Source organism: Mesorhizobium sp. M0184 (assembly GCF_040322215.1).
Classification (GTDB): Bacteria; Pseudomonadota; Alphaproteobacteria; order Rhizobiales; family Rhizobiaceae; genus Mesorhizobium.
The window spans coordinates 1-20603 of record NZ_JAMYSZ010000005.1; the positions used below are offsets into that span (position 1 = coordinate 1).

General features: G+C 64.4%; 18 protein-coding genes. 11 read left to right on the forward strand and 7 right to left on the reverse strand.

The annotated features are described in order from the left end of the window. Positions 1-90 precede the first annotated feature (90 nt). Both cobU and cobO read left to right on the forward strand, forming a co-directional pair. Positions 91-582, forward strand: coding sequence for a bifunctional adenosylcobinamide kinase/adenosylcobinamide-phosphate guanylyltransferase (gene cobU / locus NKJ23_RS08325; RefSeq protein WP_352680146.1), 492 nt, complete (start codon positions 91-93; stop codon positions 580-582). Position 583: 1 nt separating this feature from the next. After that, positions 584-1201, forward strand: coding sequence for a cob(I)yrinic acid a,c-diamide adenosyltransferase (gene cobO, locus NKJ23_RS08330; RefSeq protein WP_352679890.1), 618 nt, complete (start codon positions 584-586; stop codon positions 1199-1201). 365 nt (positions 1202-1566) lie between these two features. Here the strand turns inward: cobO and cbiB are convergent, their stop codons facing one another. Beyond that, positions 1567-2538, reverse strand: coding sequence for an adenosylcobinamide-phosphate synthase CbiB (gene cbiB, locus NKJ23_RS08335; protein ID WP_352679893.1), 972 nt, complete (start codon positions 2536-2538; stop codon positions 1567-1569). Here cbiB and cobD point away from each other — a divergent pair. The 3 genes from cobD (at position 2537) to NKJ23_RS08350 (ending at position 5369) form a co-directional block, all read left to right on the forward strand. Continuing rightward, on the forward strand, positions 2537-3550 hold the full coding sequence (cobD, locus tag NKJ23_RS08340; RefSeq protein ID WP_352679896.1) for a threonine-phosphate decarboxylase CobD: 1014 nt from the start codon (positions 2537-2539) through the stop codon (positions 3548-3550). The genes cbiB and cobD overlap by 2 nt on opposite strands. Before the next feature lie 41 nt (positions 3551-3591). Beyond that, on the forward strand, positions 3592-4095 hold the full coding sequence (locus tag NKJ23_RS08345; RefSeq protein WP_352679899.1) for a tyrosine phosphatase family protein: 504 nt from the start codon (positions 3592-3594) through the stop codon (positions 4093-4095). Positions 4096-4214: 119 nt separating this feature from the next. After that, the gene (locus NKJ23_RS08350) at positions 4215-5369 is read left to right on the forward strand and encodes a serine hydrolase domain-containing protein (RefSeq protein ID WP_352679902.1); all 1155 of its coding nucleotides are present in this window, start codon (positions 4215-4217) and stop codon (positions 5367-5369) included. Positions 5370-5433: 64 nt separating this feature from the next. On the opposite strand, the gene NKJ23_RS08355 is transcribed toward NKJ23_RS08350, so the two are convergent. Together NKJ23_RS08355 and NKJ23_RS08360 are read right to left on the reverse strand one after the other, a co-directional pair. Next, positions 5434-6237 (reverse strand): creatininase family protein, encoded by an 804-nt coding sequence (locus tag NKJ23_RS08355; RefSeq protein ID WP_352679905.1) that lies wholly within the window; start codon positions 6235-6237, stop codon positions 5434-5436. Positions 6238-6293: 56 nt separating this feature from the next. Then, on the reverse strand, positions 6294-6677 hold the full coding sequence (locus tag NKJ23_RS08360) for a RidA family protein (RefSeq protein WP_352679907.1): 384 nt from the start codon (positions 6675-6677) through the stop codon (positions 6294-6296). A gap of 276 nt (positions 6678-6953) precedes the next feature. Between NKJ23_RS08360 and NKJ23_RS08365 the strand changes: the two genes are divergently transcribed. The 6 genes from NKJ23_RS08365 to NKJ23_RS08390 all read left to right on the forward strand — a co-directional run bounded on the left by NKJ23_RS08365 (position 6954) and on the right by NKJ23_RS08390 (position 13320). Next, on the forward strand, positions 6954-7958 hold the full coding sequence (locus NKJ23_RS08365) for an ABC transporter substrate-binding protein (protein ID WP_352679910.1): 1005 nt from the start codon (positions 6954-6956) through the stop codon (positions 7956-7958). Between the two features lie 3 nt (positions 7959-7961). Then, entirely contained in the window at positions 7962-8804 is an 843-nt protein-coding gene (locus tag NKJ23_RS08370) for an ABC transporter ATP-binding protein (RefSeq protein ID WP_352679913.1), read from the forward strand. Further along, positions 8791-9642, forward strand: coding sequence for an ABC transporter permease (locus NKJ23_RS08375; protein ID WP_352587607.1), 852 nt, complete (start codon positions 8791-8793; stop codon positions 9640-9642). Before NKJ23_RS08370 ends, NKJ23_RS08375 begins: the two co-directional genes overlap by 14 nt. Before the next feature lie 193 nt (positions 9643-9835). Beyond that, positions 9836-11134 (forward strand): cytosine deaminase, encoded by a 1299-nt coding sequence (locus tag NKJ23_RS08380; RefSeq protein WP_352679916.1) that lies wholly within the window; start codon positions 9836-9838, stop codon positions 11132-11134. Then, positions 11134-12531 (forward strand): FAD-binding oxidoreductase, encoded by a 1398-nt coding sequence (locus tag NKJ23_RS08385; RefSeq protein WP_352617684.1) that lies wholly within the window; start codon positions 11134-11136, stop codon positions 12529-12531. The genes NKJ23_RS08380 and NKJ23_RS08385 overlap by 1 nt, the downstream gene beginning before the upstream one ends. A 207-nt stretch (positions 12532-12738) precedes the next feature. After that, on the forward strand, positions 12739-13320 hold the full coding sequence (locus NKJ23_RS08390; protein ID WP_023676544.1) for an NAD(P)H-dependent oxidoreductase: 582 nt from the start codon (positions 12739-12741) through the stop codon (positions 13318-13320). A gap of 214 nt (positions 13321-13534) precedes the next feature. On the opposite strand, the gene NKJ23_RS08395 is transcribed toward NKJ23_RS08390, so the two are convergent. The 4 genes from NKJ23_RS08395 to NKJ23_RS08410 are packed head-to-tail and all read right to left on the reverse strand — an operon-like array spanning position 13535 to position 20536. After that, a complete protein-coding gene (locus tag NKJ23_RS08395) occupies positions 13535-16009 on the reverse strand; it encodes a GcvT family protein (protein WP_352679919.1) in 2475 nt (824 codons plus the stop codon). Next, complete coding sequence (locus NKJ23_RS08400; RefSeq protein ID WP_352679921.1) at positions 16006-17187, reverse strand: pyridoxal phosphate-dependent aminotransferase; 1182 nt, start codon at positions 17185-17187, stop codon at positions 16006-16008. The genes NKJ23_RS08395 and NKJ23_RS08400 overlap by 4 nt, the downstream gene beginning before the upstream one ends. Then, the gene (locus NKJ23_RS08405; RefSeq protein ID WP_352679923.1) at positions 17187-18086 is read right to left on the reverse strand and encodes a homocysteine S-methyltransferase family protein; all 900 of its coding nucleotides are present in this window, start codon (positions 18084-18086) and stop codon (positions 17187-17189) included. Before NKJ23_RS08405 ends, NKJ23_RS08400 begins: the two co-directional genes overlap by 1 nt. Continuing rightward, positions 18083-20536 carry a GcvT family protein gene (locus tag NKJ23_RS08410; RefSeq protein WP_352679926.1) on the reverse strand — a complete coding sequence of 818 codons (2454 nt, stop codon included), beginning with the start codon at positions 20534-20536 and terminating at the stop codon, positions 18083-18085. Before NKJ23_RS08410 ends, NKJ23_RS08405 begins: the two co-directional genes overlap by 4 nt. Positions 20537-20603: the final 67 nt, after the last annotated feature.

Genomic DNA, 20603 nt, shown 5'->3' on the forward strand with positions numbered 1-20603 from the left:
GGGCGGGCGGGGGGGTGGGGGCCCGCTCCCCGGCCACGGCGACCACCCTGCGCTCCAGCGTTGCCGGCCCGCGCGGCGGGGGCACGGCCCCTGGCAAGGGGCGGGGCGCGCCCCGGCAAGAGCGCGCATGCCGAGAGCCTGGTAACGGCCTGTCCGCCGCCTTGGAGCTATATCGCCACGGCGCAAGCCTATGACGACGAGATGCGCCAGCGCATCGCGCTGCACCGCTCGCGCCGCGGCGCCGGCTGGACGACCATCGATGCGCCGCTCGACCTTGCCGGCGCGATCGGAGCGCTGCCTGACGGCCAGCCGGTGCTGATCGACTGCCTGACGCTGTGGCTGACCAACCATATGCTGGCCGACCATGATGTCGAGGCCGAATGCCGGAGGCTGGCCGATGTGCTGTCGCGGCCGCGTGGGCCGTGGTTCGTGGTGTCCAACGAGGTCGGCCAGGGCATCGTGCCGGACAATGCGCTGGCAAGACGGTTTCGCGACGCCGCCGGCCGGCTGAACCAGGACGTCGCGGCCGTCGCGGACATCGTGCTTTTGATGGTGGCGGGGCTGCCGCTCAAGGTGAAATGACATGGCTGATACTATCGATCCCAAGGACGAGGAACGCCACCGCGCCAAGATGGCCAAGCGCAAGGCGGTGCAGGACGCCGAGGTCGCGGCCAAGACGGTCGAGAAGGGGCTGCTGATCGTCAACACCGGACCGGGCAAGGGCAAGACCACGGCCGCCTTTGGGCTGGCGCTCAGGATGCTCGGCTATGGCAAGCGCGTCGGCGTCGTTCAGTTCATCAAGGGCAAATGGCACACCGGCGAGAAAGACGCCTTTGCCGCCTTCGGCGACCGTGTCGTCTGGCACGCCATGGGCGAGGGCTTTACCTGGGAGACACAGGACCTGAAGCGCGACATCGCGGCGGCCGAGGCTGCCTGGGCGAAAGCGCTGGAGCTGATGGCCGAGCCGTCGATCAGCCTCGTGGTGCTCGACGAGCTGAACATCGCGCTGCGCTACGACTACCTCGATCTCGAAAAGGTGGTCGCGGCGCTGGAGGCGCGTCGCGAAGGCCTGCATGTCGTCGTCACCGGCCGCAACGCCAAACCGGTATTGGTCGAGGTTGCCGATCTGGTCACCGAGATGGGCGTGACCAAGCACCACTTCTCCGCCGGCGTGAAGGCGCAGCAGGGGATTGAGTTCTGAGGGGTGTTGCTGGCGCCTCTTCTTCCTTCTCCCCTTGTGGGAGAAGGTGGATTGGCGCGCAGCGCCAAGACGGTTGAGGGGTGCTGGCCGGGGCGCTGTTGGTGCCAAGCTGGAATACCCCTCATCCGGCCGCTTCGCGGCCACCTTCTCCCACAAGGGGAGAAGGGAAAGCCGCACGAAGCGGCTCGCCCCTGGAATGGTAAGGGTGAGGGGCGGCGGCGACCTGACGCGATTATTTGAGGCGTAGCCTTATTTTGTTCTTGCTTTGTGCCGGCAGCTATGCTACTAATTTCGGTATGGTGCTAATTGGCTCCAACGACCCGCCGCATGGTGGGTTTTTTGTTTCGCCTGAGATCGGGCGAAGTTCACATCAGAATAACAACCACCGCGACCACGCCGAACAGCGCGATCAGCAGTAGGTCGGCGACGCGGTAGAGTTTCAGCGCCCGTCGGATGTCGGTGCTCTCGATATCATCGCGCCGGCCGCCTTCGCCCATCAATGCGTCTTCGACCATGACGCCGTCATAGGAGCGGGGGCCGGCGAGCGCCAGGCCGAGCGCGCCGGCCATCGCTGCTTCCGGCCAGCCGGCATTGGGCGAGCGGTGTTTTTTCGCATCGCGCCGCACGGCGTGCCAGGCGCCCTTGGCGTCGGCGCCCTTGACCAGAAAAGCGGCGAGTACGATCAGCAGCGCCGTCAGCCGCGACGCCGGCAGATTGATCCAATCGTCGAAGCGCGCAGCCGCCCAGCCGAAGGCTTCGTGGCGCGGGGTGCGATGGCCGATCATCGAATCGGCGGTGTTGGCGGCCTTGTAGGCGACGCCGCCGGCGAGCCCGCCGATACCGAGCCAGAAGGCCGGAGCGACGACGCCGTCGGAGAAATTCTCGGCCAGGCTTTCGATCGCGGCGCGGCAGACAGCGGCCCTGTCGAGCTTTTCCGGGTCGCGACCGACGATCCGCGAGACGGCAATGCGGCCCATATCCAGTCCGCCGCTGTCGAGGGCGTCGGCGACCGCTTCGACATGCTCGGCCAGGCTCTTCTGCGACAGCAGCGACGTCGCCAGGATTGCGGTGACCAACAAGCCGAGGGGAATGCTCCAAAGCAAGGTTTCGAGCCAGAGGGCGAGGGCGGCCGGCACCAGCACGATCACCAGCAGCGCGAAGACGCCCCAGCCGCGACGGTGGGCGTCGGAATCAGTGGCGCGGTTGAGCCTGCGGTCGAGAAAGGATATCAGCCTGCCGAACCAGGTGACGGGATGGCCAATGGCATCGAAGAGCCGGGCCGGGTAGCCGAGTACAAGTTCGATGGCCAGCGACAGGAAAGTGATCAGGATCGGCATGAAGTCTCTTGATGGAGTGACGGCGGCAGTGGACCACGGCGGAAGCCTTGGCCGGGCGAGGGCGCTTTTCCCTCACGCGCCGCTGCCTTTCGTCGACCTCTCGACCGGGATCAATCCGCACTCCTACCCGCTTTTCGATTTGCCCGCCACCGCCCTGTCGCGATTGCCGGAAACAGCGCGCAGCCGCGACTTGGCTGAACGCGCGGCAAGCGCCTATGGCGCCCCGTCGGCGGCGAATGTCGCAGCGGCGCCCGGCACGCAGATCCTGTTGCCGCGCGTCGCTTCCCTGGTCAGCCCGGGCACGGCGCTGGTGCTCGGGCCGACTTATGCAGAGCATCGGCGGTCAGCGGCGATCGCCGGCCATGCGGCGGCTGAAGTCGAGGATTTCGAAGCCTTGGCGGCGGCCGACCTTGCCGTCGTCGTCAACCCCAACAATCCGGACGGGCGCGTCGTCGAGCGCGAAAGATTGCTTCGACTTGCCGCAAAGTTGCGCGCCAGAGGCGGGCTGCTGGTCGTCGACGAGGCCTTCATGGATGTCGGTCCGCGCAGCGAAAGCCTGGCCGGCGACGTCGACCAGGGTGGCATCGTCGTGCTGCGCTCGTTCGGCAAATTCTTCGGCCTGGCCGGCCTGCGGCTTGGCTTTGCACTGGCCGATGCGCTGACGGTCGAGCGGCTGGAGGCGCAATTCGGGCCATGGGCGGTTGCCGGGCCGGCGCTCGAATATGGCATAAGGGCGCTTGCCGATACCGGCTGGCAGGCCGGGATGCGGCGCCGTCTGGCCGAGGATGCCGCGCGGCTCGATACGCTGTTCGGCCGCTTCGGCGTGCCTGTCGCCGGTGGCACCGCGTTGTTCCGCTATATCAGGCTGGCGGGCGCCGCCGGCCTGTTTTCGGTGCTCGGCCAGCGCGGCATCCTGCTTCGGCATTTCGCCGATCGTCCGGATGTGCTGCGCGCCGGCCTACCGGGAGCCGACGAAGAATGGCGGCGGCTCGAATCGGCGCTTGCCGGCTAGGCCTCGCGGCGCGACGATGATGCCAAGGGAGAAACTACCCAATGATCCACGTCTGTTCGCTGTCCAAAGTCGAGGAAACGGTAACGAAGACCGGCGCCGAGCGGCTGCTATCGCTGCTTGCCGCCGGAACGGAAGTGGTGCGCCCGGCCTCGATCACCAGGGAAAACCATCTGCATCTGGTCATGCACGACATTGCGGTAGCGCAGGAGGGCATGACGATGCCGGGCGAGGAGCATGTCCTGAACCTGCTCGATTTCGCCCGCCAATGGGATCGCTCGCGGCCGCTGGTGGTGCATTGCTATGCCGGCATCAGCCGCTCGACCGCCTCGGCCTATATCATCGCGGCAGCGCTGGCGCCGAAGCGCGACGAGGCCGAGTTGGCCGAGACGCTGCGCGCGCTGTCGCCCACGGCGACACCCAATCCGCGGCTGATCGCAATTGCCGACGCACTGCTCGATCGCAGGGGCCGGATGATCGAAGCGATCCAGGCGATCGGGCGCGGCGCGGATGCTTTCGAAGGCACGCCGTTCGAATTGAAAATCTGAGCCTAAAAACAAATTCCAGGAAAAGTGCGCAGGAGTTCTAGGACACGGCCAAGGGGCGAATGATGATCGGGAGAATTTTGGCCATCGTTGTTGGCGTGGTCTGCGCGACAGGCAGCGCCATGGCCGCGTCCATTCCGGCTCTCAAGTCGATCGACCTGGCAGCGCTCCAAGCCACTGTCGAGGGTTTGGCCAAGGAACTTATGCTGCCCGGTGCCATGGTTTTGCTCAAGACTCCGCGGGGCAACCTCGTCTTCGGCTACGGTACGACTGAACTGGGTGCCACGAACCCGCCGCGCGCCGATACCCACTTCCGTGCGGCCTCGAACACCAAGACGATGACCGCCGCTGTCATCGTGCAACTGGTGCAGGAAGGGAAACTGAGCTTCGCCGATCTGATCTCGAAATACGTCCAGCGCGTTCCCAACGGCGACGAGATAACCATTCGGCAGCTCATAACAATGCGGAGCGGCCTCCCTAACTTCACCAATGCGCCGGAACTTGCCGAAAGCCTGGACAAGTATCCTTACAAGGTATGGACCGCTGATGAAGTACTCGGCATGGCGTTCAAACGGCCGCCGGACTTCGCGCCGGGTGCCGAATTCGAGTACAACAACACCAACTACTATCTGCTCGGCCTTGTTGCCGAGAAGATCGACGGCAAGCCGCTCTCGACCATCTTCCGGGACCGCCTGTTCGGGCCGCTCGGCATGAAGAACACGGCGTTGCCGCCGAGCACGTCGAACGCCATCCCCGAGCCATACTCAAACGGATATCTCTACGGCAGTACTTCGTACGCCCTGGCTGATGCGCCCTATCCGGACGACCTCCAGGCTGCGGCCAGGGCGGGAACGCTCAAGCCCAACGACGACACATGGCAGAACCCGTCCGCCTACTTTGCGGCTGGCGGAGTCATCTCCACCGCGGATGACCTCGCGACCTGGATGCGCGCGCTGGTCGGGGGCAAGCTCTTCAATGCCGACTTCCAGCGGCAGTGGCTTGCAAGCCCTGAGGCGCCGGAGCCGGGCGAACCCGCCATGCAAAAATACGGCTATGGCATCCTAACGCTGACCTTCGGGCCTAACGAAATCTACTATCACGAAGGCGAGATGCCCGGTTACCAGTCCTTCATGGGCTACGATCCGGCCAATGACGTCACCCTGGTCATATGGACCAACCTGACTCTCGCGCTCGACGGCCAGGCGACCGCCAACACCTTGATGGTGAAGATACTGGACGAAATCTACACGGTGTCGCCGCTTCAAGAGGTGAAGTGAGGATCCTCGCGCGCGAATGGAATCGCCCCTCGTGAGCGAGGCCTGAGCTGGTGGGATCAAACACCTACGCCAACCAATCCGCCAGCTTTGCCTTGCCCACGTCCCTCAGCAGGCCGATGAAGCCGTCGGCCTGATGTTCGGCGGTGAGCCTGCCTTTTTCGGCGGTGGCAATGCTGGCGTCGCCGACCACGCCATTCGGGTTGAGATCGCTGGCGATCCAGGCGAAGGCGTGCGTTCCGGTGTGGCGCAGCAGCGAAAATTCCTTTTCGGCGCGGGCGACCTTGGACACGAAATTGTCGGCCTTCCCCATATCGACGAGGTCGGGCCGGAAGTGCAGCATCAGCGAGGTCTCGACGTCGCCGCCATGGATGCCGTGGCGGTCCTCGAGCTCGGTGTACATGCCGGCCGGCCGGCCAAAGCGCTGCCAGCTGGTCTTTACCGCCAGCATCTTTGCCCGCACACGCAATTCGCGGGTGACGATGCCCATGATCTCCTCATTGCCGCCATGCGAGTTGACGACAATCAGTTTTCGGACGCCGGCGCGCGCGACCGACAGGCCAAGTTCGGTCCACGCCTCGACCAAGGTCGTCGCCGGCAAAGTGAGGGTGCCCGGCGCATGCAAATGCTCGTTCGACTTGCCTACCGCCTGGACCGGCAGGATGCGGATGTCGAGATCGCCGGGCAGGCGCGCGATCACCGTGTCGAGCATGCCGTTCATGATCGAGGTGTCGGTCGAGACCGGCAGATGCGGCCCGTGCTGCTCGATCGCCGCCAGCGGCAGAACGGCAATGGTCGCCTCAGGATCGACGGTCGCGTATTCGGTGGTCCGGTAGTCACCCCACCATACGCGTTTTTTTGCAGCGGTCATGTCATGCCTCTTGAACCGACAAGCCCAGACCTAACGCGGGAACGATCGGCTGTCGATCATCCCGCCGCAATGACCTCGATCTCGACCTTGAATTCCGGCCGGGCAAAACCGGACACGATCATCAGCGTCGAGGCCGGCGCCGGGCTGGCGAACAGCCGGTCGCGAACCTCCATATAGGGGCGCAGGAAGGCGCGGTCGGTGACATAGGTGTTGATGCGGACGATGTCGGACAGGCCGAGCCCGGCCTCGCCGAGAATCGCCGATATGTTCCGGAAACAAAGCTCGGCCTGTGCGGCGGCCTCCTCGGGGATCTGGTCGTCCGGGGTGATTGCGACCTGGCCCGAACACAGCACCAGCCGCTTGCCGGGCGGCAGTTCGACGCCATGGCTGTAGCGGGCGAAGGGCGGCTTGATCGACTTCGGCGTGAGAAATTTGAACATGGCAATCTCCGTTCACGGCAGCCTAAAGCGGGATCGATGCGGGCATCAAGATGGCGGTGCATGTCACGAGGGCGATTGTGGACAGGCGATCAAAAAATAGGCACGATGCCTTTCGTACAGCATGACCCGTCCGGCCTTCGCGCCGCCATTGCTCAGGCGGGCATTGCACAAGCGGGCGGTCCCGGCGCAACGCGCCGGTGGCATGTGTCTTGCTTCTTGAAACAATGGTGTCGAGCCCGGCGCGTGACGCGCCGGAGCGAACAAAGGGTGGTGTGGATGTACGGAAAACTCAAGATTTCGGCGGGCGCGATCGTGCTGCTTGGCGCAGGCACGCTTGCCGCGGCAGCGAACGAAAAAGTCACCTTCGGCACCAACTGGCTGGCTGAGCCGGAGCATGGGGGTTACTACCAGGCCGTGGCGGACGGCACCTATGCGGCCTGCGGCATCGACGTGACGATCATGCAGGGCGGCCCACAGGTCAGCGGCCGGCCGCTGCTGCTGGCCGGCAAGATCGATTTTTACATGGGCGGCAATCTGCTGTCGGCCTTCGATGCCGTGCAGCAAGGCATACCGATGCGCGTCGTGGCGGCCGACTTCCAGAAGGACCCGCAGGTCATCATGTCCCATCCCGGGCAGGGGCTGGACAAATGGGAAGACCTGAAGAACGCCGAGCAGTACATCCTTGGCGATGAAGGTGCGCAGACCTTCTTCCAGTGGATGGTCACCGACCTCGGCTTCGACGCCGCCAAGCGCGCGCCCTACACCTTCAATCCGGCGCCGTTCATCGCCAACAAGAAGTCGATCCAGCAGGGTTACGTCACCTCGGAGCCATTCGCCGTCCAGAAGCAGGGCGGTTTCACGCCGAACCAGTTCCTGCTGGCCGACTATGGCTGGGACACATATGCAACGACGGTCGAGACCATGCAGGAGACGGTCGACAAGCGGCCCGAGGTGGTCCAGTGCTTCGTCGATGGCTCGGCTAAAGGCTGGTACAATTATCTCTACGGCGACAACAAGGCCGCCAACGAGATGATCAAGAAGGAAAATCCGGACATGACGGATGAGCAGATCGCCTTCTCGATCGAGCAGCTGAAGAAGTTCGGCGTGGTCGATTCCGGCGACAGCGAAAAGCTCGGCATCGGCGCCATGACCGATGCGCGCATCCAGAGTTTCTACGACAAGATGGTCAAGGCCAAGGTCACGCCGGCGGGCATCGACATCAAGAAGGCCTACACGCTGGCCTTCGTCAACAAGAGCGTCGGGCTCGACCTGAAGAAGTAGGCCGTGAAGCTGGAGAAAGTGGCGCAACAGCCAGGAAGTATACCAGGGCCGACGCTGTTGGCGCTGCGCGGTGTCGGCAAGGTGTTTTCCAACGGCGTCACCGCGCTCAGCAATGTCGAGCTGACGATCCGGGAAGGCGATTTCCTCAGCCTGCTCGGGCCGTCGGGCTGCGGCAAATCGACGGCGCTGCGGCTGATTGCCGGCCTGTCGACGCCGACCTCGGGCGTGCTCGACTGGCGCGGCAGCGGCGCCCTCGAGCGGTTGAATATCGGCGACCGTTCAAATATCGGCTTCGTCTTCCAGGAGCCGACGCTGCTGCCCTGGGCCGACGTCTTCGACAATGTCTGGCTGCCGCTGCGGCTGAAGGGCGTGTCGCGTGCCAAGGCGGCGCCGGCGGTGATGGAGATGCTGGCGCGGGTTCACCTGACCGGCTTCGAGAAGGCGGTGCCGCGCGAACTGTCGGGCGGCATGAAGATGCGCGTCTCTATCGCCCGCGCCATGGTAACCAAGCCGCGCATTCTGTTGATGGACGAGCCGTTCGCCGCACTCGACGAGATCACCCGCTTCAAGCTCAACAACGACCTTCTCGAGCTATGGCAGGATGAGCGTTTTACCGTCGTTTTCGTCACCCACAGCGTCTTCGAAAGCGTATTCCTCTCCAACCGGATCGTCGTCATGGCGGCGCGGCCGGGCCGGGTGTTTGCCGAGCTTGCCGTCGATGCATCCTATCCGCGCGACGAGGCGTTTCGCACCTCGCCCGACTATGCCGCGCTCTGCCGCCAGGCATCCGACGTGCTGATCGGCGCCATCAACTCAACTGCCGGACCGCATCATGACGGCCATTGAAGAACAGATCCCGGCGCTCGACCCGGAGGAGGCGCGCCGCGTCCGCCAGGAGCGCTTCGAGCGCATCGGCAGATGGCTGCTGCCGCTGGCGATCATGATCCTGGCCATCTGGCTGTGGGACCGCATTTGTGTCTGGAACGACATTCCGAAATACATCCTGCCGCGCCCCGGCGTGGTGCTGCAAACGCTGCACGACGATGCCGGGCTGCTGTTCTCCTCGCTGCTGGTGACACTCAGGATCACCTTCTTGAGCCTGCTTCTCGCCGTGGTCGGCGGTGTCGGGCTGGCAGTGCTGTTCGCTCAGTCGAAATGGGTGGAGATGTCGTTCTTTCCCTTCGCCATCGTGCTGCAGGTGACGCCGATCGTCGCGATCTTTCCGCTGATCAATATCTATGTCGACAACCAGACGACGAAGCTTTTGCTTTGCGCCTGGATCGTCGCCTTCTTCCCGATCCTCTCCAACACCACGCTCGGCCTCAATTCCGTCGACCGCAATTTGCGCGACATGTTCAAGCTCAACGGTGCGACCCGCTGGCAGCAATTGCGCTATCTGCGGCTGCCGGCGGCGATGCCTTATTTCCTCGGCGGGCTGAAGATCGCCGGCGGCCTGTCGCTGATCGGCGCGGTGGTGGCCGAGTTCGTCGCCGGCGCCACCGGCCAGTCGTCCGGCCTCGCCTCGCGCATCATCGAGGCCGGCTACAGGCTCAACGCACCAAGACTGTTCGCGGCGCTGATCCTGATCTCGCTCACCGGCATCCTGATCTTCCTGGTGCTGTCGCTGATTTCGCATCTTATTTTGCGGCGCTGGCACGAGAGCGCGCTGAGGCAGGAGCGGTGATGGTGGGCAGCGCCAGCACCCCCCTCTGTCCTGCCGGACATCTCCCCCTCAAGGGGGGAGATTGGATGCTATCCAGGATTTCGCTAATCGCCAACGTTGCAAGACGAGCGCCATGGGCGAGGCTGCCAATCTCCCCCCTTGAGGGGGAGATGCCAAGTAGTGGTAAAGAGGGCAGGACAGAGGGGGGTACGCCTTGATACCAGCTTCTGGTTCCTACCATCTCGCCAAGGTTCGGCTTCACGCCTCCCTGACGCCCGGCCTTGCCGCTCCTTCCGACGCCGACGGTTTTGCACTCGCAGATATCGCGGTCGCCGACGGCAGGATTTCCAGCATTGCGGCGCATCGATCCAACGCACCGGCGGACGCCCTCGATCTCGGCGGCCGCATCGTGCTGCCGTGCTTCGTCGATTGCCACACCCATATCGACAAGGGCCATATCTGGCCTCGAAAGCCCAACCCGGACGGCACCTTCATGGGCGCGCTGAACGCAACGGGCGCCGACCGCGCGGCGCGCTGGAGCGCCGACGACGTTGCCCGCCGCATGGATTTTTCGCTGCGCTGCGCCTACGCGCACGGCACCAGGGCGCTGCGCACGCATCTCGACAGCGTCGCGCCGCAGGAAGAGATCTCCTGGCCGGTGTTCGAGACGATGCGGGAGAAATGGCGCGGCCGCATCGAGCTGCAGGCGGCCTGCCTGCTCGGCATCGAAGGCGTGCGCGACAGGAAATGGTTTGAGAGGCTGGCCAAGCGGGTGGCTGCCGCCAAGGGCGTGCTCGGCGTCGTCACCTATATGGTGCCGGACCTCGAAGAACTGCTCGACCAGGTGTTTGCGCAGGCGATCAAGCATGGCCTCGACCTCGATTTCCATGCCGACGAGACCGACGATGTCTCGGCGATCTCGCTGAAGAAAATCGCCGAAGCCGCCCTTTGGAACGGTTTTGACGGGAACATCCTGATCGGCCATTGCTGCTCGCTGGCACGCCAGCCCGATCTCGACGTGCTCGACACGCTGGATAAGGTCGCCAAGGCCGGCTTGGCGGTGGTGTCGCTGCCGATGTGCAATCTCTATCTGCAGGACCGGCGAGGCGACAGGACAACGCCGCGCTGGCGCGGGGTGACGCTGCTGCACGAGATGAAGGCGCGCGGCATTGCCGTCGCCGTCGCCTCCGACAATACGCGCGACCCGTTCTACGCCTATGGCGATCTCGACATGCTGGAGGTCTATCGCATGGCGACGCGCGTCCTGCATCTCGACCATCCCGTCGCGGACTGGCCGCAAGCTGTCACCGCAACGCCGGCCAAGGTGATGCGGCTCGATAATTTCGGCACGCTTGCCGCCGGAGCGCCGGCCGATTTCGTCGTCTTCAGGGGGCGAAGCTGGACGGAATTGCTGTCGCGGCCCGAATCGGATCGCATCGTCGTGCGCGACGGGCATGCGATCGAGCGCCAGCTGCCCGATTATGCCGAACTCGATGATCTGATGGTGGAATGATGGATATTGCGGCGCTCAAGCGCGACCTGGACGGCCTCAAGGTCGATGACCATCCGGCCATCGTCCAGCAGAAGAGCCGCGACTTCTACTGGTACAGCCCGGTGCTGAAGCAGCAGCTCGAGCACGTCACCGGTGACCTGATCGTGACGCCGAAAACCGAAGACGAGGTCGTCCGCATTCTCGCCGCCTGCCACCGGCACGGCGTCCCGGTGACGCCGCGCGGCAGTGGCACCGGCAATTACGGGCAGGCGATGCCACTGTCCGGCGGCGTGGTGCTCAATCTCGCCGAGATGAACGCGGTCAAGATGATCGCGCCGGGCCGTGTCGTCACCGGCCCCGGCGCCGTGCTCGCCGACATCGACAGAGCGACGCGGGCGCATTCCGGCCAGGAGCTCCGCATGTCGCCGTCGACCTACAACACCGCATCGATCGGCGGCTTCGTCGCCGGCGGCTCCGGCGGCATCGGTTCGATCCGCTGGGGCGGACTGCGCGACCTCGGCAACGTCATCCGGCTGAGGACCGTGACGATGGAGGCTGAGCCGCGGGTCATGGAGCTCACCGGCGAGGACGTGCTGAAGGTGATGCACGCCTACGGCACCAACGGCATCATCACCGAAGTCGAGATGCCTCTGACCGCCAGCTATGACTGGATCGACGTCATCGTCGGCTTCGACGATTTCATGGATGCGGCTGGCTTCGGCAACGATCTCGCCATCCAGGACGGCATATTGGCGAAACTGATCACGCCGATCGCAGCACCCATCCCCTACGATTACTTCAAGCGCCACCAGCGGTTTTTCCGGCGCGGCCAAAGCATCGTCGTCTTGATGATTGCGCCGCATGCGATGGATGCCTTCCTCGCCTTCACGGCGCGCAGCAAGGGCGAGATCGTCTTTCGCGCCGACAAGGAGGCCGATCTCAAAGGGCTGCCGCCGGCCTATGAGCTGACCTGGAACCACACGACGCTGCGTGCCATCCGGGTCGATCCGACGATCACCTATCTGCAGACCCGCTATCCGTCGCCGGACCACCTCGGCCACGTCAAGGCGATGGTCGACCGCTTCGGCGACGAGGTGCCGGCGCATCTCGAGTTCATCCGCTTCGACGGCGCCATCGGCATCGCCGGGCTGCCGCTGGTCCGCTTCACCACGGCGGAGCGGCTCGACGAGATCATCCGCATCCACGAGGACAATGGCTGCTGGATCTTCAACCCGCACCGCTACACGCTGGAAGAAGGCGGCATGAAGCGCACCGACGAGGTGCAGCTCGCCTTCAAGCGCGAAACCGACCCGCAAGGGCTGCTCAATCCAGGCAAGATGATCGCCTGGGAAAACCCGGACTATGATTATCGCTCCGGCAAGTCGTTCCTGTTCAAGGGGCTGGAGAAGGCGGGTTGAGACGATGACGGGCGAGTGGCGCTGTACCCCCCTCTGGCCTGCCGGCCATCTCCTCAAGGGGGGAGATTGGCAGTTCCATCGTCTCGACCATCTTCCAACGTCGTCAACTGGCGAAAGCGATACTGACAGCCGATCTCCCCACTTGGGGGGGAGATGCCCGGCAGGGCAGAGGGGGGTGCTTGGTGCCGACTTGCGAGATGTTCTCCTGTGAACGTCTTCGTCCTCTACGCTCATCCTGTGGAGACCAGCTTCAACGCCGATCTGCACCGGACGATCATCGAGCGGCTGAAGGCCGCCGGCCATGTCGTCGACGACTGCGATCTCTATGCGGAGGGTTTCGATCCCAGGCTGACGCGGGCCGAACGGCTGTCCTATCACGACGAACGCAGCGACGGCGATCCGGCGTCAGCCTATGTCGAGCGCTTACTGCGGGCCGAGGCGCTGGTGCTGTCGTTTCCGGTGTGGAACTTCGGCTATCCGGCCATTTTGAAAGGCTTTTTCGATCGCGTCTTCCTGCCCGGCGTGTCGTTCAAGCTGGTCAACGGCAAGGTGCAGCCGTCGCTGCACAACATTCACAAGGTCGCGGCGGTCACCACCTATGGCGGCAGCCGGTTCCGCGCCATGCTGATGGGCGACCCGCCGCGCAAGCTGGTCAATCGGGTGCTGCGCGCCACCATCAAGCCTGGCGGGTCGGTCTCCTATCTCGCGCATTACTCGATGAACCTGTCGACGAACGAGACGCGGACGAAATTCATCGCGAAGGTCGCTGCCAAGATGGACGCGTTCTGACGCGGGAGGGGACTTTTCCTTCTCCCCTTGTGGGAGAAGGTGGATCGGCGCGTAGCGCCGAGCCGGATGAGGGGTGCTGGAAGAAACGCGGCGTGGGAAGATTGGGACGGGACCGCTAAACGCTAATTCCGTTGAGGTAGCGATCCTTCCAACACCCCTCATCCGACCGAGCTTCGCTCGGCCACCTTCTCCCACAAGGGGAGAAGGAAAAGAGTTACATCCGCACCCGTTCCGATTTTGGATCGTACATCGGCTTGAGCGAGGCCTTGGCGGCAAAGCGCTCGCCGGCGATCTCGATCTCGTAGGACGACGCCAGCACGTCCGCCTCGCTCTCGCCCTTGCAAGGCACGTAACCAAGCCCGATTGCGCCGCCGAGATGATGGCCGTAATTGCCCGAGGTGATCGGGCCGACGATCGTGCCGTCGCGCAGGATCGCCTCATTGTGGAAGAGCAGGGGCTCGGGGTCGTTCAGGCGGAACTGCACCAGCCGGCGTGACAGGCCGGTTTCTTTCTTCTTCAGCACCGCATCGCGGCCAAGGAAATCGCCCTTGGCCGTTTTCACCGCGAAACCCAGCCCGGCCTCCAGCACATTGTCCTCGTCGGTGATGTCGTGGCCGAAATGCCTGAAGGCCTTTTCGATGCGGCAGGAATCCAGTGTGTGCAGGCCGCATAGCTTCAGGCCGACGTCGGTGCCGGCCTCCACGGTCGCCTCGAAGGCATGGGCAGCCTGGTCGGTCGAGACATAAAGCTCCCAGCCGAGTTCGCCGACATAGGTGACGCGGTGAGCGCGGGCCAGCCCCATGCCGATTTCGATCTCCTGAAACGTCCCGAACGGGTTGTTCTCGTTGGAGAAATCGTTCGGGCTCAGCTTTTGGATCAGCTTTCTCGAATCCGGGCCCATCAGGCAAAGCACCGCTTCGGCAGCGGTCACATCGATGATGACGACGAACTCGTCGGCAAGGTGTTTTCTCAGCCAGGCCAGGTCGCGTTGCAGCGTGGCGCCGGGCACGACGAGGAAGAAGGCGGTTTCGGACAATCGCGAGACGGTGAGGTCGCTCTCGATGCCGCCGCGCTGGTTGAGCATCTGGGTGTAGACGATCTTGCCCGGCGTCACGTCCATGTCGTTGGCGCAGAGCCTTTGCAGGAAGGCGCAGGCGTCGCGGCCTTCGACACGGATCTTGCCGAACGAAGTCATGTCGAACAGGCCGACGCCGTTCCTGACCGCAAGATGTTCCTCGCGCTGGTTGTCGAACCAGTTCTGCCGCTTCCAGGAATAGCGGTATTCGCGCTCCTGGCCGGGTCTAGCGAACCAGTTGGCGCGCTCCCAGCCGGCGACCTCGCCGAACACGGCGCCGCGCGCCTTCAGATGTTCGTGCAGCGGCGAGCGCCTGACATTTCGCGAGGTTGCCATCTGGCGGTAGGGGAAATGATCGGCGTAGAGCAGGCCGAGCGTTTCGGAGACGCGCTCCTTGAGATAGCGGCGGTTCTTCTGGAACGGCTGGGCGCGGCGGATGTCGACCTCCCAGAGGTCGAAAGGCGCTTCGCCATCATTGATCCATTGCGCCAGCGCCATGCCGGCGCCGCCGGAGGAGACGATGCCGATCGAATTGTAGCCGGTCGCCATCCAGTAGCCGGAAAGCTCCGGCGCCTCGCCGAGATAGTAGCGGTCGTCGGGCGTAAAACTCTCGGGACCGTTGAAGAAGGTGTGGATGCCGGCGGTGGCCAGCATCGGCATGCGGTTGACGCCCATTTCGAGGATCGGCTCGAAATGGTCCATGTCCTCCGGCAACTGGTCGAAGCAGAAATCCTCGCTTATGCCGTTCATGCCCCAAGGCTTGGCCACCGGCTCGAAAGCGCCGAGCATCATCTTGCCGGCATCTTCCTTGTAGTAGGCACACTCGTCCGGCACGCGCAGCACCGGCAACCGGGAAAGCTCGGGGATCGGCTCGGTGACGAGATAGAAATGTTCGCAGGCGTGCAACGGGATGGTGACGCCGTTCTGGGTGCCAAGTTCGCGTGCCCACATGCCGGCGCAGTTTACGACGATATCGGCCTCGATCAGGCCTTGCTCGTCGCCCTGCGCCCAGGAAACCCCGGTGACGCGGCCGGCCCTGGTATGGACCTTGGTCACCTTGACGTTCTCGACGATCGTTGCACCGCGCTGGCGCGCGCCCTTGGCCAACGCCATGGCGATATTGGCCGGATCGCACTGGCCGTCGAGCGGCAGATGCACGGCGCCGACCACATCGGATACATTGAGATGCGGATACATCTGTTTGACTTCATCAGGCGAAATCTCGCGCACATCGACATCGAAGGCGCGGGCGAGAGACGCCTGCCGATAGATCTCGTGCTTGCGCTCCTCGGTCAGCGCCACGGTGATCGATCCGACCTGGCGCATGCCGGTGCCGACATCGGTCTCTGCCTCAAGCTTGACGTAGAGGTCGGCCGAGTACTTCGCCAGCCGCGTCATGTTCTGCGAGCCGCGCAATTGGCCGATCAGGCCGGCGGCGTGCCATGTCGTGCCCGAGGTCAGCTGCTTGCGCTCGAGCAGGACGATGTCGGTCCAGCCGAGCTTGGCCAGATGATAGGCGACCGAGCAGCCGGAGACGCCCCCACCGATGATGACCGCCCGCGCTTTGGGAGGAATGGCCTTGGTCGGAATGGTTTTGGTGGGCGGGGCGTTCATGCGGCCTCGCGACCATAGCTGGAGGCGAAGCGGCGCAGGCGCGTGGCAGCCTCCATCAGTACCGGCTCAGGCTGGCAGAGGCTGAAGCGGATGTGGCCGGCTGCAGCCTCGCCGAAGCTCGAGCCGGGCATGACGCCGACCTTCTCCTGGTCGAGGAAGGCCCAGGCGAATTTCTCGTCGTCCGGCTCGATCGCCGATATGTCGAGCATGACGTACATGCCGCCTTCGGAGCCGCGCACGGTGATGTTGTTCATACCGCGCATGGCATCGAGGACGACGGTGCGCCTTGCGGAATAGCGCTCGGCGATCTCCTTGACGCCGTAACCATTTTCGAGCGCCTCAGCGCAGGCGAGGCTGATGAAGGCCGGCAGGCCGTAGGTCATCACCAGATTGAGGTCGGTCAGCAGCGAGACCATCTCCTCGGGCCCGGTCAGCCAGCCCATGCGCCAGCCGGTCATGCCGTGGCTCTTGGACATCGAATTGACGACCAGCGTGCGTTCGGCCATGCCGGGCAGCGAGCGCGGCGAGACGTGCTCGCCACCACCCAGCGTCCAGTAGACCTCGTCCGACAGCAGCCATAGGTCATGCTCGCGGCAGATATGCGCCAGATCTTCCAGGCGCTCTCGCGAATAGACGGCGCCTGTCGGGTTGTTCGGCGTGTTGATCAGGATGGCGCGGGTGTTCGGCCGGAGAGCGGCGCGGACGTCGGCGGCGCGCGGCTGAAAGCCATCCTCGGCGGCGGTCTCGACGACGCTGAACTCGGCGCCCGCCGCACTGAAGGTGTTGGGATAGGTGGCGTAATAGGGCGCGACGACGATGGCATGGTCGCCCTGGTCGAGAACCGCTTGAATGGCCGCGTAAAGCGCGGCCTGCCCGCCCGGCGTGGCGATGACCTGGTCGGGATTTGTCGCAACGCCGGTGCACAGCGTCGAAGCCGCCGCCATCGCCTTGCGCAGGCGCGGAACGCCGGCAAGCGGGGTGTAGTGGTGATTGCTGGCGCGAACCGCCGTCACGCAGGCTTCGATCGTCTCGCTCGGCGTGTCGAAATCGTGGTCGCCGACCGACAGCATGATGATGTCCTCGCCGGCCTGCTTGCGCGCCCAGGCAGCGGAATGAACCTCCCAGCCATCCTTGCCCGAAGGCACGATGCCGGAAATGCGCGATGATGGCCTGGGCATTATGCTGCTCCCGAAATTTCATAACCGGCCTGTTCGAGCCGGTCGCGCAGCGCGGCGATGTGGGCCGGTCCGACTTCGCAGCAGCCGCCGACGATGCCGGCGCCGGCCTCGACCCAACCGACCGCCTGGCCGGCATAGGCATCCGGATCAAGGTCGTGGCGGGCGTGCAGCACTTCCACGGTACCGCCATGCTTGAGCGCCTCAATCGAGGTGAAGCCGTTGGCATAAGCGCCGACCGGACCGCCGAGAGCGATCAGTTCGGGCAGCGCTGCAGCGATCGCTTCGGGCCGGCAGCAATTGATCAGCCGGGCCGCGACGGGCAGGCCGGCAAGAGCGCCCGACGCCGCCGCAATGGCTTCGCCGCTGCGCAGGCGCGGCGTGCCGTGGTCGGCAAGCGTCCACGACACCCATACCGGCTTGCCGCTTTCCGACGCCGCGGTGACGGCGGCGCGCGCCTCTTCGGCCGACGCCATGGTTTCGCACAGAAACAGATCGACGCCGTCCGCCTGCTCGGCAACGATACGGCGATAGATGTCGAGCGTATCCTGGAAGGATATCGTCAGCGCCGGCGCATAGCTGCCGAACAGCGGCGACAGGCAGCCGGCGATCGCCGCGTCGCCGGCCTGGTCGCGGGCTTGCCTTGCCAGTTCGATGCCGCGCTTCTGCAGCGGCTTGAACAGGTCTTGCGCGCCTTCGCGTGCCAGCCGCTCCGGCGTGGCTGAATAGGTGTTGATGGTGATGACGCGGGCGCCGGCGCGGATGAATTCGGCATGCAGGTCGCGCACCAGATCCGGTTCGTCGATCAGCACCCTGGCCGACCACAGCGGCGTCGGCTCGGAACTGCTACGGCGGACCAGCTCCTGGCCCATGCCGCCATCGGTGAGGATCACTTTCTTCATGCTCTGAGCCTCTCGTTCTTTGGATCCCATAACGGCTCATCCTTCTGCACGACCGCCCGAAAATGTTCGCCGAAGATCTCGATCTCGACCGCGGTTCCCGGCTCGGTGAGGTCGGCGCGCAGCATGCCGAGCGCGATCGACCTGTCGATGCGATGACCCCAACCGCCGGATGTCGTCTCGCCGACGATCCGGCCGTCATGCCACAGCGTCGACATGGTGGGCGCATCGCAGTCGCCGGGGTTTTCGACAACCAGCGTGACGAAGCGCTTCTTGATGCCCTGCTGCTTCTCGTTCTGCAGCGCCGCCTTGCCGCGGAAGTCGGGCTTATCCCATCTGGCGAAGCGCTCCAGCCCGCCCTGCAGGATCGAGTAGTCGGTCGACAGGTCGCCCTTCCAGGTTCGGTAGCCTTTTTCGAGCCGCAGCGAATCCAGCGCGTACATGCCGAACGGTTTTAGTCTATGCCTCTTCCCGGCCGCCCAGACGGCGTCGAAGATGGCTGCGGTATCGTCGACCTTGCTGTGGATTTCCCAGCCGAGCTCGCCCGCGAAGGACACGCGCACCAGCTTTGCCCAACGTCCGGCGATACTGGTCTCCTGATGCGTCAGCCAGGGCAGGGTGAGGTCGGCCGCGCAGAGTTCGGCGAGGATTTTTCGCGAGTTGGGGCCGGCGAGGATCTGGGTGGAGTATTCCTCCGTCCGGTCGACCAGCTTGAATGTGGCGTCCTTCGGGATGCGCGATTTCAGCCATTCGAAATCATGCCACTGAGCCACAGCGGCGGTGATCAGCGTCATCAGGTTCTCGTCGTGGCGGACCACCGACATTTCGGTGACGATGCGGCCCTTGTCGTCGGCAAAATAGACGAGGCCGATGCGGCCGGGTTTCGGAACCAGGCCTGTCACCTGGAGGCTCAGCCATTCGGCGGCACCCGGACCGTCGAGATTGAAACGGGAAAACCCCGGCAGGTCCAGAATGCCGGCGGCATCGCGGACGGCGAGGCATTCCTCGCGCACACGATGCTGCCACGGCCCGTCGCGGCGGAAAGTCAGCGTGGATTGTTCGGAGATGTCGTCGCCTGGCTTCGCATACCAGGTGGCGCGTTCCCAGCCATTATAGGCGTCGAACCGGGCGCCGAGTGCCTTGATGCGGTCGTGGAGCGGCGACAGCTTGCGGTCGCGCCCGGCCGGCCAGGCATGGCGCGGGAACTGGATGGCATATTCGTTGCCATAGATCTCCATGCCCTTGGCGACGCAATAATCCGGGGCCGAGGCAAAGGCGGTGAAACGGCGCGGATCGCACGACCACATGTCCCATTCGGTCTGGCCCTCGGTCACCCATTCGGCCAGCACCTTGCCGGCGCCGCCGCCCTGGGCGATGCCGAAGGTGAAGACGCAGGCCTCGAAGGCGTTGGGCACGCCGGGCATCGGGCCGATCAGCGGGTTGCCGTCCGGCGCATAGGGGATCGGCCCGTTGATGACCTTGGACAGGCCGGCGGTGCCGAGGATCGGCACGCGGGCGACAGCATCGGCCAGGTAATGTTCCAGCCGGTCGAGATCGTCGGGAAACAGCTGGAACGAAAAGTCGTCGGGCATTGGGTCGTTGTGGCCGACCCAGTGGGCGCGGCAATTGCGCTCATAGGGGCCGAGATTCATGCCGTTCTTTTCCTGGCGCAGATAATAGGACGTATCGACGTCGCGCAGCAGCGGCAGCTTCTTGCCCTGTTCCTTCGACCATGCGGCCAGTTCGGGGATTTCCTCGAACAGGATATATTGATGGCTCATCACCATCATTGGCACCTCGCGGCCGAACATCCTGCCGACTTCGGCGGCGCGGTAGCCGGCGGCGTTGACGACGATCTCGCAGCGGATCTCGCCTTGCGCCGTCTCGACTACCCACTCGTGATTGTCTCGGCTCACGCCGGTGACCGGACAGAAGCGGATGATCTTCGCGCCCATGTCGCGCGCGCCCTTGGCCAGTGCCTGGGTCAGCTGCGCGGGGTCGATATCGCCATCATTCGGATCGTAGAGCGCGCCTTTCAGCTCATGCGTCTCGATGAAGGGGTAACGGCGCTTGATCTCGTCGAGCCCGACCACGTCGATATCCATGCCCTGGTAGCGGCCCATGCCCTTGGCGCGCTGGAATTCCTGCATGCGCTCCGCGCTATGGGCCAGCCTGAGCGAGCCGGTGACGTGGTAGTTCATGGGATAGCCGACCTCGTCGGCCAACCGGCGATAGAGCTCGGTCGAATAACGCTGCATGTTCATCAGCGACCATGACGAGGAGAAAGTCGGCACGTTGCCGGCGGCATGCCAGGTCGAGCCGGAAGTCAGCTCGTTCTTCTCCAGAAGCACGCAGTCGGTCCAGCCCGCCTTGGCGAGATGGTAGAGCGAGGAGGCGCCGACGGCACCGCCTCCGATGATCACAACGCGTGCCGTGGTCGGCAAACCGGCCATGTTCTTCTCCGACTATTTGTTTTGATGCATGTCGTTGTCCCAAAACCGCCACGCACTTTGGGCGACA